Source organism: Caballeronia sp. LZ029 (assembly GCF_031451275.1).
Lineage (GTDB): Bacteria > Pseudomonadota > Gammaproteobacteria > Burkholderiales > Burkholderiaceae > Caballeronia > Caballeronia jiangsuensis.
The window spans coordinates 1,273,832-1,286,493 of the sequence record NZ_JARUXO010000001.1; the positions used below are offsets into that span (position 1 = coordinate 1,273,832).

Here is a 12,662-nt window from a genome sequence, read left to right on the forward strand (position 1 = left end):
CTCAATCCAACGTGAAATCCATCACTTCGCGGGACAATCCGCTCTATAAGCGCATCAAGGCGCTGGCCGGCTCGACCGCGCAGCAGCGTCGCAGCGGCCATGCGCTGCTCGAAGGCCTGCATCTGGCGTCCGCGTATCTCGATGCAGCCGGCCAGCCCGAAACATGCGTCGTCACCGAAGGCGCGCTCACGCATGAGGAAGCCCGCGACATCGTCGCGCGTATCGAGGAAAAGCGTGTCGTCGTGCTGCCGGATGCGCTCTTCGGACAGCTTTCGAGCGTCGTGCACGGCGTGGGCATGCTGTTGCTCGTCGAGAAAATCGATGCCGAGTCGCCTGCGCGCGTCGCCGAAACCTGCGTGATCCTCGACGGCATCCAGGACGCGGGCAACGTCGGCTCGATTCTGCGCAGCGCGGCGGCGGCGGGCATCACGCGCGTGTTCTGCGCGCCGGGCACTGCTTACGCGTGGTCATCGAAAGTATTGCGCTCGGGCATGGGCGCGCACTTCCTGCTGGATATTTTCGAGGACGTGGAAGCTGCGGATCTGATCGCGCGGCTCGATGCGCCCGTGACCATCACCGATTCGCACGGCGCGGTCGCGCTCTACGATTGCGATTTGTCGGGCGCGCTGGCGTGGGTGTTCGGCAATGAGGGCGCGGGCGTGTCGCAGATCTGGCGCGATGCCGTGACGCATCGCGTGACCATTCCTCAGCCGGGCGGGATGGAGTCGCTCAACGTGGCGGCCGCGGCGGCGATCTGTCTTTTCGAGCAGTGCCGCCAGCAGCGCTGAGCAAAATCAGTAATACGACGGCCGTTCCGGCTTGATCTCCTGCAGGATCGTCGTGGCGATTTCCTCGATCGACTTGTGCGTCGACGAAAGCCACTTCACGCCCTCGCGCTTCATCATCATTTCCGCTTCGTTGATCTCGTAGCGGCAGTTCTCAAGCGCCGCGTACTTGCTGCCCGGGCGACGCTCGTTGCGGATTTCGGCGAGCCGCTGCGCATCGATCGAAAGACCGAACATCTTCGCCCGATGTTCGAGCAAAGGCGTAGGCAACTTGCCGCGCTCGAAGTCTTCGGGAATCAGCGGATAGTTCGCGGCCTTCACGCCGTATTGCATCGCCAGATAGAGGCTCGTCGGCGTTTTGCCGCTGCGCGATACGCCGACCAGAATGACATCGGCATCGGCCAGATTGCGATTCGACTGGCCGTCGTCGTGCGCGAGCGAGAAGTTGATCGCCTCGATGCGATTCTTGTATTCCTCGGTGTCGGCGTTCTGGTGGACGCGGCCCATCGCGTGCGTCGACTTCATTTCCAGCTCGTGTTCGAGCGGCTCGATGAAGGTCTGGAACATGTCGAGGACGAGCGCGTTGCAGCCCTTGACGACTTCATTCGACGCGCTGTCGACGAGCGTGGTAAAGACGATCGGCCTGCGGCCATCGAGGTCCACGACCTCGTTGATCTTTTCCACCGTCGCGTACGCCTTGTCGATCGAATCGACGAACGGCACGCGCACGAGCCGGAATTTTTGATCGAACTGGGCGAGGATCGAATGCGCGAAGGTTTCGGCAGTGATCCCGGTCCCGTCGGAAACGATGAATACGGAAGGCGGCATCGGCAAAAGACCAAATGGGGAACGAGTTGAGGCGGGCGCGCTCAAACGGTAACACGCGAAATAGACCGCGGGAACGCCCTGCACGGCTCACGAAAGCGCCTGTGTTACATTGGTTGCCCAGCGGTGTGCGCCGGCGAACCGAACGGCGTGAAAGACTTCGATTTTGCCGTGGAATTACTGTCTCTGCCGAAACAAATTGAGAATCGGCACGGTAGAATAGCGGCAACCTGTTCGATAAGCAATTGCGGACAAATTGATTCGGATTTTCGTCAAATCGCGGTAGGTTCGTCGGTTTTGGCAGCAAAAACCCACGATTTCGAGCAGATTTCAGACGTCCCGCTTCTTTTTGCAACGTGCGCCGGTTCCGGTGACGCGCTCCCCCGATGGTTTATCAAACAGGTTGTACGAGATGCGGCCGCGCTTCCGATGAGCGCCGCCGCATATGAGCCCACTTGTGCGATCGTGAATTCCATCCACCTTAGGGGCTTGTATGACTAACGCAGTCAATGTTGCGAAAGATGTCGCAAAGGATCAGGCGTATGTAGTTCCATTCGAGCAGTTGCGAATGACCGACGTGGAAATCGTCGGTGGCAAGAATGCGTCGCTCGGCGAAATGATCAGCCAGCTTTCCGAAGCCGGCGTTCGTGTGCCGACGGGCTTTGCCACAACTGCGCTCGCATTCCGCGACTTCCTCCAGCACAACGACCTGACCGAGCGCATCGCCAAGCGTCTCGAAACGCTCGACGTCGACGACGTGAAATCCCTTGCCGAAGCCGGCAAGGAAATCCGCCAGTGGATCGTCGATGCGCCGATGCAGCCGCGTCTCGAAGACGAAATCCGCCGCGGTTTCGAAGTGCTCCAGAACAGCTCGCCCGAAGAGCTTTCGTTCGCCGTGCGCTCGTCGGCGACCGCCGAGGACTTGCCGGATGCATCGTTCGCGGGTCAGCAGGAAAGCTATCTGAACGTGGTCGGCGTCGAGGACGTGCTCGATCGCATGAAGCACGTGTTCGCGTCGCTCTATAACGACCGCGCCATCTCCTATCGCGTCCACAAGGGCTTCACGCATGCCGAAGTCGCGTTGTCGGCGGGCGTGCAGCGCATGGTCCGCTCGGACGTCGGCGCGGCGGGCGTGATGTTCACCATCGACACCGAATCGGGCTTCAAGGAAACCGTGTTCATCACGTCGAGCTACGGCCTCGGCGAGACGGTCGTGCAGGGCGCGGTGAATCCGGACGAGTTCCACGTCTTCAAGACCACGCTCGAACAGGGCAAGTACCCGATCATCCGCCGCTCGATCGGCTCGAAGCTCATCAAGATGGAGTTCACGAAGCCGGGCGAGCCGGGCCGCGTGAAGACGGTCGACGTGCCGCACGAGCAGCGCAACCGCTTCTCGATCACCGACGAAGACGTGATCGAACTCGCGAAGTACGCGGTGATCATCGAGAAACACTACGAGCGTCCGATGGACATCGAGTGGGGCAAGGACGGCCGCGACGGCAAGATCTTCATTCTGCAGGCGCGCCCTGAGACGGTGAAGAGCCAGGCGTCCGGCAAGGCCGAGATGCGCTTCAAGTTGAAGGGTCAGTCGAACGTGCTGGCGACGGGCCGCGCGATCGGTCAGAAGATCGGCGCGGGCCCCGTGCGCGTGATTCACGATCCGTCGGAAATGGAACGCGTGCAACCGGGCGACGTGCTCGTCGCCGACATGACCGACCCGAACTGGGAGCCGGTGATGAAGCGCGCATCGGCCATCGTGACGAACCGCGGCGGACGTACGTGCCACGCGGCAATCATCGCGCGTGAGCTGGGCGTGCCGGCCGTGGTCGGCTGCGGCGACGCCACCGACGTGCTGAAGGAAGGCGCGCTCGTCACGGTATCGTGCGCGGAAGGCGACGAAGGCAAGATCTACGACGGCCTGCTCGAAACCGAAGTCACGGAAGTGCAGCGCGGCGAGCTGCCGAAGATTCCGGTCAAGATCATGATGAACGTCGGCAATCCGCAGCTCGCGTTCGACTTCGCGCAACTGCCGAATGCGGGCGTCGGCCTGGCGCGGCTCGAGTTCATCATCAACAACAACATCGGCGTGCATCCGAAGGCGATTCTGGAGTACCCGAACGTCGATGCCGATCTGAAGAAGGCAGTCGAAAGCGTTGCGCGCGGTCATGCGTCGCCGCGTGCGTTCTACGTCGACAAGCTGACGGAAGGCATCGCCACGATCGCGGCGGCGTTCTATCCGAAGCCCGTCATCGTGCGTCTGTCGGACTTCAAGTCGAATGAGTACAAGAAGCTGATCGGCGGTTCGCGCTACGAGCCGGATGAAGAAAACCCGATGCTCGGTTTCCGCGGCGCGTCGCGCTATATTGCGGACGACTTCGCCGAAGCGTTCCACATGGAGTGCATCGCGCTGAAGAAGGTGCGCGAGGAAATGGGTCTGGACAACGTGCAGATCATGGTGCCGTTCGTGCGCACGCTGAACCAGGCGGATCGCGTGATCGAACTGCTGAAGAAGTTCGGTCTCGAGCGCGGCAAGAACGATCTGAAGCTCGTGATGATGTGCGAGGTGCCGTCCAACGCGATTCTCGCGGAACAGTTCCTGGAGCGCTTCGACGGCTTCTCGATCGGCTCGAACGACCTGACGCAGCTCACGCTCGGCCTCGATCGCGACTCGGGCATGGAACTGCTCGCGGCGGACTTCGACGAGCGCGACGAAGCGGTGCTGTTCATGCTCAAACGCGCGATCGAAACGTGTCTGCGGCTGAACAAGTACGTCGGCATCTGCGGACAGGGGCCGTCCGATCATCCGGATCTCGCGGAGTGGCTCGCGAAGGAAGGCATCGAATCGATGTCGCTGAATCCGGACACGATCATCGAGACATGGCAGCAACTGGCGAAGACCTTGTCAAAATAAGTCAGCAGCGCCTTTCCGGTTGCTTTCGGAAAGGCGCGAGCGTGCTATAAAAACACCCCGGACTTCTCCGGGGTGTTTTCGTTTGGAGACCGGCGATGGTAACGAGTGGACTGATTTGGTGGGTCGCGGCGGGCGCGTTGATCGTCGCGGAGCTGTTCACCGGCACGTTCTATCTGCTCATGATCGCGCTGGGCATGATCGCGGGCGGCATCGCTTATGTGTCCGGCGCGCTGCCGCATGTGCAGATGGGCGCGGCGGCCGTCATCGCGCTGATTGCCGTCGTGGTTTTGCGGCGCTCGCGTTTCGGTAGCTGGAAGGGGCGCGACGCATCGCGGGATGCGGCCGTGAATCTCGATATCGGTGCGACGCTGGAAGTGGATCAATGGCGCGATGGCCACGCGCGCGCGATGTATCGCGGCGCGCAGTGGGACGTCGAACTCGCGCCGGGTGAAACCGAAGGCGCGCGGTACTACCGCATCACGGCGCTGGACGGGAACCGGCTGATCGTCGCGGCCAAACGCTAGACACGCTCGCTCACTATAAGAAGGAGTCACACAATGTATTTCGCGCTCATCGTGCTCATCATCGCCATCGTGATCGTGGTGAACACGGTCAAGATCGTTCCTCAACAGCATGCTTGGGTGCTGGAACGATTCGGCCGCTATCACGCGACGCTCACGCCGGGTCTCAACATCGTGCTGCCGTTCATCGATCGGATCGCCTACAAGCACATGCTGAAGGAGATTCCGCTCGAAGTGCCGAGCCAGGTGTGCATCACGCGCGACAACACGCAGTTGCAGGTAGACGGCGTGCTGTACTTTCAGGTGACGGACGCGATGAAGGCGTCGTACGGATCGAGCAACTTCGTGTTCGCGATCACGCAGTTGTCGCAGACGACCTTGCGTTCGGTCATCGGCAAGCTGGAGCTCGACAAGACATTCGAGGAGCGCGACTTCATCAACCAGAGCATCGTGAATGCGCTCGATGAAGCCGCGTCGAACTGGGGCGTGAAAGTGCTGCGCTACGAGATCAAGGACCTGACGCCGCCGAAGGAAATCCTTCACGCGATGCAGGCGCAGATCACCGCAGAGCGCGAAAAGCGCGCGCTGATCGCGGCATCCGAAGGCCGCAAGCAGGAGCAGATCAATCTCGCCGCCGGCGCGCGTGAGGCCGCGATCCAGAAGTCCGAGGGCGAGCGTCAGGCGGCGATCAATCAGGCGCAGGGCGAGGCATCGGCGATTCTCGCGGTGGCCGAGGCGAACGCGCAGGCTATTCAGAAAATCGGCACGGCGATTCAGACGACAGGTGGCATGGAAGCGGTGAACCTGAAGATCGCGGAGCAGTATGTCGGCGCGTTCGGCAATATTGCGAAGACGGGCAACACGCTGATCGTGCCGGGCAACCTGTCCGATATGAGTTCGATGATCGCGTCGGCGTTGACCATCGTGAGAGGCGAGGGCGGCGGCGTCATCAAGAAGGGCTGACGCGCGGCAAAGCAAACGGGGCGCTCAAGGCGCCCCGATTCGTTTAACGCGAAGCCGTGCGCATCAGGCGCCCGCGCTCGCGTTCCCAGTCGCGCTTCTTTTCAGTCTCGCGCTTGTCGTGCAGCTTCTTGCCCTTCGCGAGCCCGATCTCGCACTTCACGCGGCCGTCCTTGTAATGGAAGTTGAGCGGCACGAGCGTGTGTCCGCGTTGCTCGACCTTGCCGATGAGCTTGTCGATCTGGTCGCGATGCAGCAGCAGTTTGCGCGTGCGCACCGGATCCAGATTGGCGAACTTCGATGCCTCGGGCAGCGGGCTGATATGCGTGCCGATCAGAAAGAGCTCGCCGTGCTTGATCACGACATAGCCTTCCTTGATTTGCGCACGGCCCGCGCGCAGCGCCTTGACTTCCCAGCCTTCGAGCACGAGACCGGCCTCGTAGCGCTCTTCGACGAAGTAATCGAAGAAGGCTTTTCTGTTGTCGATGATGCTCATGAATGGAAAGTGCCCAACTCGTTTAAAATCACGATTTTAGCAGCGTGCCGTCCGGCAGACGAACTCCGGCCGTGTTCTCTTGCGCGTTGCAGCCCAATTCAGCCACCGCTGCGCCCTATATGGCAGACGTCCAGAAAACCGTATTGATCCGCCATTCGGCGGAAGAAATGTTCGACCTCGTCACCGATGTCGCCGACTACCCCAATTTCCTGCCCTGGTGCGGCGGCGTCGAAATCGGCCGCCAGGACGAGAATGGCATGGAAGCGAAGATCGACATCAGCTTCAAGGGCATCAAGCAGCACTTCGCGACGCGCAACACGCAGAAGCGTCCGACCACCATCGATATGGAGTTCCTGAGCGGCCCTTTCAAGAAGTTCACCGGTTACTGGCGCTTCACGCCGCTGCGCGCGGACGCGTGCAAGATCGAATTCGCGCTGCACTACGAATTCTCCAACGTGATTCTGGAGAAACTCATCGGGCCGGTGTTCAGCCATATCGCCAACACATTCGTCGATTCCTTCGTGAAGCGCGCGGATCAACGTTACGGCAAGCGATGATGCTTATCGACGTCTGCTACGGCTTGCCCGATGGCGCGTTCCTGAAGCGCGTCGAGCTGCGCGAGGGCGCGACGGTACGCGATGCAATCGACGCGAGCGGCGTGCTGCTCGTTCATCGCGATATCGATCTGTCGACGCAAAAGGTCGGCGTGTTCGGCAAGGTGAAGGCGCTCGACGCGGCGCTCGCCGACTTCGATCGCGTGGAGATTTATCGGCCGCTGAAAGTCGATCCGAAGGCCGCGCGCCAGCGTCGCGTCGACAAGGCGCGCAAGGCTGGTTCGATCGAAGGGCGCAAGTGGCACTCGAAGGATTCGCGCTGAGCCGTGTCAATGCGCGGGCGCTTCCTTCGCGCCCGCCGGCGAGGGCTCCAGCGTGTGTTGCCTGACCGACCATAGCACGCCCACGAGCAACAGCACGATCGCGAGCACTTCCGGCGTACGCGGCCAGCGGCCGTCGTAGACGAAAGCGTAGAGCAACGCGAAGAGCGTTTCGAAGACGATCATCTGGCCTGCGAGCGTGAGCGGCAGGCGTTTCGCCGCCGCATTCCACAGCATGTTGCCGAGCCACGAACCGCCGGTCGCCAGCGCGAAACACACGACCCAGAATACGTGCCAGCGCGCGGCCGACACGCTCGCCTGAACCGTGCCCGCGGGCAGCATCCAGACGACGGCGCCGAGCACGAGTCCCAAGAGGCCCGTCACGATGCCCCACAGCACGGACCACTCGTTGCCGTCGAAGTGTCGATTTGCCTGCAGATAGCGCGCGTTGACGACCGCGTACCACGTCCACGACGCGAGCGCGCCGAGTGCGCATGCGAGGCCGGTCAGGCGCGTGAGCACGCTCGCGGCATGCTCGCTACCGCCCGACGACGACACCACGTCGCTGAACACGTCCAGGTTGATGCACGCGATGCCGGCCAGCACGAGCAGCAAAGGCCCGACGAGCCGCCTGAGATCGATTGCGCCGTGGTCGCGCCGTCCGGCGAGCGTGACGGTCACGGGCAGAATCCCGACGATCAGCGACGAAGGCGCGACGCCGACTAGTTGCACCGCGCTCGCGAGCAGCATGTAGTAGAGCAGGTTTCCGACCAGCGCCAGCTTCACGAGCGCGATGAAATCGGCGCGCGTGAGTTTGGCGAGGAGCCTGCGGGCGAACGGCAGCGCGACCGCGAGCGACACGGCGCCGTACATCAGATAGCGTCCGACGCTCAGCGCGAGCGGTGAAAAATCCGGCAGGAGCCGTGGTGCGAGAAAGATGAAACCCCAGATCGCTCCCGCTGCCATTCCGTACATCACACCGCGCTGCATTGCCCGACTCCCTGTCGTTATTTCATCTGACGGCACGAAGGGTAGCCTGGGCCGCGGGCGGCCGTCTTGTCGAAAACTGCACATGCGCGAGCGCCCGGCACGCGGGCGCGGACGGCCCGGATTTTGCGACCGAACGGCCTAAGCTGCTGTTCGGGCAGTGAAAATGCAGGGAACTATCGGTATAATCTGCTTTTGCGCCCATAGGATTTGCCATGCGTCTGATCCAGAAAGCACTCACGTTCGATGACGTGCTCCTCGTGCCCGCGTTTTCCAGCGTTCTCCCGCGCGACACCAGCCTGAAATCACAGCTGACCCGCAATATTTCCCTGAACATGCCTCTCGTGTCCGCCGCCATGGACACGGTCACCGAAGGCCGGCTCGCCATCGCGATGGCGCAGATGGGCGGCATCGGCATCGTTCACAAGAATCTCACTGCCAAGGAACAGGCCCGCGAAGTCGCGAAAGTGAAGCGCTTCGAGTCGGGCGTCGTGCGCGATCCGATCACGGTGCCGCCGCAGATGCGCGTGCGCGATGTCATCGCGCTGACGCAGCAGCACGGCATTTCGGGCTTCCCGGTGGTCGAGGGCGCGCAGCTCATCGGCATCGTCACGAATCGCGACCTGCGTTTCGAAGAACGTCTCGATGAGCCGGTGCGCAACATCATGACGCCGCGCGAGCGTCTCGTGACGGTCAAGGAAGGCACCTCGCTCGCCGAAGCGAAAGCGCTGATGCACGGCCATCGCCTGGAACGCGTGCTGGTCGTCAACGATGCGTTCGAACTGCGCGGCCTGATGACCGTGAAAGACATCACCAAGCAGACGGAAAATCCGGACGCCTGCAAGGACGAAGACGGCAAGCTGCGTGTGGGCGCGGCGGTGGGCGTCGGTGCGGACAATGAAGAGCGCGTCGACCTGCTGGCGCAGGCGGGCGTCGACGTGATCGTCGTCGATACCGCGCACGGCCACAGCCAGGGCGTGCTGGAGCGCGTGCGCTGGGTGAAGCAGAATTACCCGCACGTGCAGGTCATCGGCGGCAATATCGCGACGGCGGCGGCGGCGAAATCGCTCGTCGAATACGGCGCGGACGCGGTGAAGGTCGGTATCGGCCCGGGCTCGATCTGCACGACGCGGATCGTCGCGGGTGTCGGCGTGCCGCAGATCACGGCGATCGCCAACGTCTCCGAAGCGCTGCGCGGCACCGGCGTGCCGGTCGTCGCCGACGGCGGCGTGCGCTTCTCGGGCGACGTCTCGAAGGCGCTTGCGGCAGGCGCGAACGTCGTCATGATGGGCAGCATGCTCGCGGGCACGGAAGAATCGCCGGGCGACGTGTTCCTGTATCAGGGCCGTCAATACAAGTCGTACCGTGGCATGGGCTCGGTCGGCGCGATGAAGGACGGCGCGGCGGACCGCTACTTCCAGGACAACTCGGCGAACATCGACAAGCTCGTGCCGGAAGGCATCGAAGGCCGTGTGGCCTACAAGGGCTCGGTCAACGCCATCCTGTTCCAGATCGTCGGCGGTGTGCGCGCGAGCATGGGCTATTGCGGTTGCCGCACGATCAACGAAATGCACGAGAAGGCGGAATTCGTGCAGATCACGGCGGCCGGCATGCGCGAGTCGCATGTGCACGACGTGCAGATCACGAAGGAAGCACCCAACTACCACGTCGATTAATCGAGCGGAGCGATCATGAAACCGTTGCTGCGGGTCGTGCTCGTCGTCAATGCCCTGATTTTTCTGGCGTTCGGCCTGCTGTTTCTGCTGACGCCCTGGGCCGGCTTGTACGGCGCGCTGCAACTGGATTCGATCCGCGTGCAGCCGGTGTTCGCCGGGCAACTGCTCGGGATCGCGCTTATCGGGCTGTCGTGGCTCGCGTTTCATGCTTCCGTCGACGGCGCGTTGACGGCCCGGGCCGCTCGCGTCTCGGGTCACGTGCAGTGGCTCTCGGGCGTCGTGGTGCTGGTCTGGTTGCTCGGGCTGCACGCGCCGCAGGTCGATGGCTTCGGGCAGATCAGCGCGGCGGTGGTCGGCGCCGTGCTGCTCGTGCTCGGTTTGGGCAGCGTGAGGCTGTCGTCGGCGGTGCGGCGACGCGAGCGCGCGGCGTTGGCCGGCGCTGTGTCCGCCCAGCGGGCGGAGAAGAAGGCGGCGCAAAAGCGCGAGGATGTTCGCACGAGCGCCACCGTGCCTTCGGCGCGCGTTGAGCCGATCGATACCGCGGTCCGTCCGGCGGCGCGCGCGCCGCAAGCGACGGCCATCGATCCGGTTTCGGGTCGTACGATCGATTCATCCGGGCGTCCGCTCGATCCGGCTTCGCCGATCTCATCCGCCGCAGTGCGGGCGCATCCGGACGGCGCCGTCGATCCCGTCACGGGCGGCACGCTCGATCCGGTGACGGGCCGCGCGATCGATCCGGTCACCGGCAAGCGCATCGAGCCTGTGATCAGCGGCGAGATCGATCCGGCGACGGGCCGAAGAGCCGATCCGCTCGCGCCCGACGCGAGCCACGCACCACGTTGAGGGCGCGAAGCGCATGCCGCAAGCCACGCGAGCGCTGCATCGGAAACACGCGGGACAAGCACGGTCGGCCAATGCGCCGGCCGTCGATTTATTTGCAGGCGGGCCGCGCGAAGTCGCATCCCGGCCGCACAGACATTATTCGTTCACTTAGCCTTTGGCCGCAGCCATGCACGACAAAATCCTGATTCTCGATTTCGGCTCCCAAGTCACCCAGCTGATCGCACGGCGCATCCGCGAGTCGCATGTCTACTCGGAGATCCATCCGTACGACGTCGATGAGACTTTCATCCGCGAATTCGCTCCGAAGGGCATCATCCTGTCGGGCGGCCCGAACTCCGTCACCGAGGCGAAGTCGCCGCGCGCTCCGCAGATCGTCTTCGATCTCGGCGTGCCGGTGCTCGGCATCTGTTACGGCATGCAGACGATGGCCGATCAGCTCGGCGGCAAGGTCGAACTGGGCAACGTGCGCGAATTCGGCTATGCGGAAGTACAGGCGCTGAATCACACGGGTTTTCTGGAAGGTATCGAGGACTTCAAGAGCGGCAAGGACGAGTCGATGCTCAAGGTGTGGATGAGCCACGGCGACAAGGTGGTCGACTTGCCGGCGGGCTTCAGGCTGATGGCCTCGACGCCGTCGTGCCCGATCGCCGCGATGGCCGACGACGATCGCCGCTTCTACGGCCTGCAATGGCATCCGGAAGTCACGCACACGGTGCAGGGCCGCGCGATGCTCGATCGTTTCGTGCTGGAACTGTGCGGCGCGCAGGCGGACTGGGAGATGGGCCATTACATCGACGAGGCGGTGGAGAAGATCCGCGCGCAGGTCGGCAGTGAGCACGTGATTCTCGGTTTGTCGGGCGGCGTCGATTCGTCGGTGGCGGCGGCGCTCTTGCATCGCGCGATCGGCGACCAGTTGACGTGCGTGTTCGTCGATCATGGCTTGCTGCGTCAGAACGAGGCGGAGCAGGTGATGTCGACATTCGCGGATCATCTCGGCGTGAAAGTGATTCACGTCGACGCGAGTGCGGAATTCCTGCAGAAGCTCGCGGGCGTGACCGATCCGGAAGCGAAGCGCAAGATCATCGGCGCGGAGTTCGTCGAAGTGTTCCACAAGGAATCGGACAAGCTCACGGATGCCAAGTGGCTTGCGCAGGGCACGATCTATCCGGACGTGATCGAGTCGGCGGGCAAGGGCAAGAAGGGCGCGCACACCATCAAGAGCCACCACAATGTCGGCGGCTTGCCGGAGACGCTTAATCTCAAGCTGCTCGAACCGTTGCGCGAACTCTTCAAGGACGAAGTGCGCGAGCTCGGCGTGAAGCTCGGTTTGCCGCACGCGATGGTGTATCGCCATCCGTTCCCGGGGCCGGGCCTCGGCGTGCGGATTCTCGGCGAAGTGAAGCGCGAATTTGCGGATCTGCTGCGTCGCGCGGATGCGATTTTCATCGAGACGCTGCGTAATACCATCGATAAGGAATCGGGCAAGTCGTGGTATGACCTCACGAGCCAGGCCTTTGCGGTGTTTCTGCCGGTGAAGAGCGTCGGCGTGATGGGCGATGGGCGCACGTATGAGTATGTCGTCGCGCTGCGCGCCGTGCAGACGCTCGATTTCATGACGGCGCATTGGGCGCATCTGCCGCATGAGTTGCTGGGGCACGTTTCCAATCGCATCATTAATGAGGTTCGCGGGATCAATCGGGTGGTATATGACATCTCGGGGAAACCGCCTGCGACGATTGAGTGGGAGTGAGCGTCGTCGCATCACATTGAGCGCGAGTCGGGCG

13 protein-coding genes are annotated in these 12,662 nt (G+C 62.8%); 10 read left to right on the forward strand and 3 right to left on the reverse strand.

Annotation, left to right across the window (positions count from 1 at the left end; all coding sequences use genetic code 11):
• The first annotated feature begins 11 nt into the window (after nt 1–11).
• Complete coding sequence (locus QCE73_RS06040) at nt 12–788, forward strand: RNA methyltransferase (protein WP_309880227.1); 777 nt, start codon at nt 12–14, stop codon at nt 786–788.
• Between the two features lie 6 nt (nt 789–794).
• Here the strand turns inward: QCE73_RS06040 and QCE73_RS06045 are convergent, their stop codons facing one another.
• Nucleotides 795–1,613: a pyruvate, water dikinase regulatory protein gene (locus tag QCE73_RS06045; protein WP_035498887.1), complete on the reverse strand. Its 819-nt coding sequence runs from the start codon at nt 1,611–1,613 to the stop codon at nt 795–797.
• A 147-nt stretch (nt 1,614–1,760) separates the two neighbouring features.
• On the opposite strand from QCE73_RS06045, the gene QCE73_RS06050 reads away from it, so the two are divergent.
• The 4 genes from QCE73_RS06050 (at nt 1,761) to QCE73_RS06065 (ending at nt 6,005) form a co-directional block, all read left to right on the forward strand.
• Nucleotides 1,761–2,111: a hypothetical protein gene (locus QCE73_RS06050; protein WP_309880228.1), complete on the forward strand. Its 351-nt coding sequence runs from the start codon at nt 1,761–1,763 to the stop codon at nt 2,109–2,111.
• Entirely contained in the window at nt 2,104–4,521 is a 2,418-nt protein-coding gene (gene ppsA, locus QCE73_RS06055; protein WP_035498885.1) for a phosphoenolpyruvate synthase, read from the forward strand. The genes QCE73_RS06050 and ppsA overlap by 8 nt, the downstream gene beginning before the upstream one ends.
• Nucleotides 4,522–4,616: 95 nt before the next feature.
• Complete coding sequence (locus QCE73_RS06060) at nt 4,617–5,045, forward strand: NfeD family protein (protein ID WP_309880229.1); 429 nt, start codon at nt 4,617–4,619, stop codon at nt 5,043–5,045.
• 33 nt (nt 5,046–5,078) lie between these two features.
• The gene (locus QCE73_RS06065) at nt 5,079–6,005 is read left to right on the forward strand and encodes a stomatin-like protein (RefSeq protein ID WP_309880230.1); all 927 of its coding nucleotides are present in this window, start codon (nt 5,079–5,081) and stop codon (nt 6,003–6,005) included.
• 43 nt (nt 6,006–6,048) lie between these two features.
• Here the strand turns inward: QCE73_RS06065 and smpB are convergent, their stop codons facing one another.
• Entirely contained in the window at nt 6,049–6,498 is a 450-nt protein-coding gene (gene smpB, locus QCE73_RS06070; RefSeq protein WP_035498881.1) for an SsrA-binding protein SmpB, read from the reverse strand.
• 119 nt (nt 6,499–6,617) lie between these two features.
• Here smpB and QCE73_RS06075 point away from each other — a divergent pair, with 119 nt between their 5' ends.
• Nucleotides 6,618–7,055, forward strand: a complete 438-nt coding sequence (locus QCE73_RS06075; protein WP_035498879.1) for a type II toxin-antitoxin system RatA family toxin — start codon at nt 6,618–6,620, stop codon at nt 7,053–7,055.
• Entirely contained in the window at nt 7,052–7,375 is a 324-nt protein-coding gene (locus tag QCE73_RS06080; RefSeq protein WP_309880231.1) for an RnfH family protein, read from the forward strand. Before QCE73_RS06075 ends, QCE73_RS06080 begins: the two co-directional genes overlap by 4 nt.
• Nucleotides 7,376–7,381: 6 nt before the next feature.
• On the opposite strand, the gene QCE73_RS06085 is transcribed toward QCE73_RS06080, so the two are convergent.
• The gene (locus tag QCE73_RS06085) at nt 7,382–8,362 is read right to left on the reverse strand and encodes a DMT family transporter (protein ID WP_309880233.1); all 981 of its coding nucleotides are present in this window, start codon (nt 8,360–8,362) and stop codon (nt 7,382–7,384) included.
• Between the two features lie 212 nt (nt 8,363–8,574).
• Between QCE73_RS06085 and guaB the strand changes: the two genes are divergently transcribed.
• From guaB to guaA, 3 genes are all read left to right on the forward strand, one after another.
• Entirely contained in the window at nt 8,575–10,035 is a 1,461-nt protein-coding gene (guaB, locus tag QCE73_RS06090) for an IMP dehydrogenase (RefSeq protein ID WP_309880235.1), read from the forward strand.
• 15 nt (nt 10,036–10,050) lie between these two features.
• The gene (locus tag QCE73_RS06095) at nt 10,051–10,878 is read left to right on the forward strand and encodes a hypothetical protein (protein ID WP_309880236.1); all 828 of its coding nucleotides are present in this window, start codon (nt 10,051–10,053) and stop codon (nt 10,876–10,878) included.
• Nucleotides 10,879–11,044: 166 nt separating this feature from the next.
• Nucleotides 11,045–12,628 carry a glutamine-hydrolyzing GMP synthase gene (gene guaA, locus QCE73_RS06100; protein ID WP_309880237.1) on the forward strand — a complete coding sequence of 528 codons (1,584 nt, stop codon included), beginning with the start codon at nt 11,045–11,047 and terminating at the stop codon, nt 12,626–12,628.
• The last annotated feature ends 34 nt before the right edge of the window (nt 12,629–12,662 follow it).

Coding starts and splice junctions, on each gene's coding strand:
- guaA (WP_309880237.1), top strand. CDS start 11,045: ATGCACGACAAAATCCTGATTCTCGATTTCGGCTCCCAAGTCACCCAG.
- ppsA (WP_035498885.1), top strand. CDS start 2,104: ATGACTAACGCAGTCAATGTTGCGAAAGATGTCGCAAAGGATCAGGCG.
- QCE73_RS06065 (WP_309880230.1), top strand. CDS start 5,079: ATGTATTTCGCGCTCATCGTGCTCATCATCGCCATCGTGATCGTGGTG.
- QCE73_RS06095 (WP_309880236.1), top strand. CDS start 10,051: ATGAAACCGTTGCTGCGGGTCGTGCTCGTCGTCAATGCCCTGATTTTT.
- QCE73_RS06060 (WP_309880229.1), top strand. CDS start 4,617: ATGGTAACGAGTGGACTGATTTGGTGGGTCGCGGCGGGCGCGTTGATC.
- smpB (WP_035498881.1), bottom strand. CDS start 6,498: ATGAGCATCATCGACAACAGAAAAGCCTTCTTCGATTACTTCGTCGAA.
- QCE73_RS06085 (WP_309880233.1), bottom strand. CDS start 8,362: ATGCAGCGCGGTGTGATGTACGGAATGGCAGCGGGAGCGATCTGGGGT.
- QCE73_RS06075 (WP_035498879.1), top strand. CDS start 6,618: ATGGCAGACGTCCAGAAAACCGTATTGATCCGCCATTCGGCGGAAGAA.
- QCE73_RS06045 (WP_035498887.1), bottom strand. CDS start 1,613: ATGCCGCCTTCCGTATTCATCGTTTCCGACGGGACCGGGATCACTGCC.
- QCE73_RS06080 (WP_309880231.1), top strand. CDS start 7,052: ATGATGCTTATCGACGTCTGCTACGGCTTGCCCGATGGCGCGTTCCTG.
- guaB (WP_309880235.1), top strand. CDS start 8,575: ATGCGTCTGATCCAGAAAGCACTCACGTTCGATGACGTGCTCCTCGTG.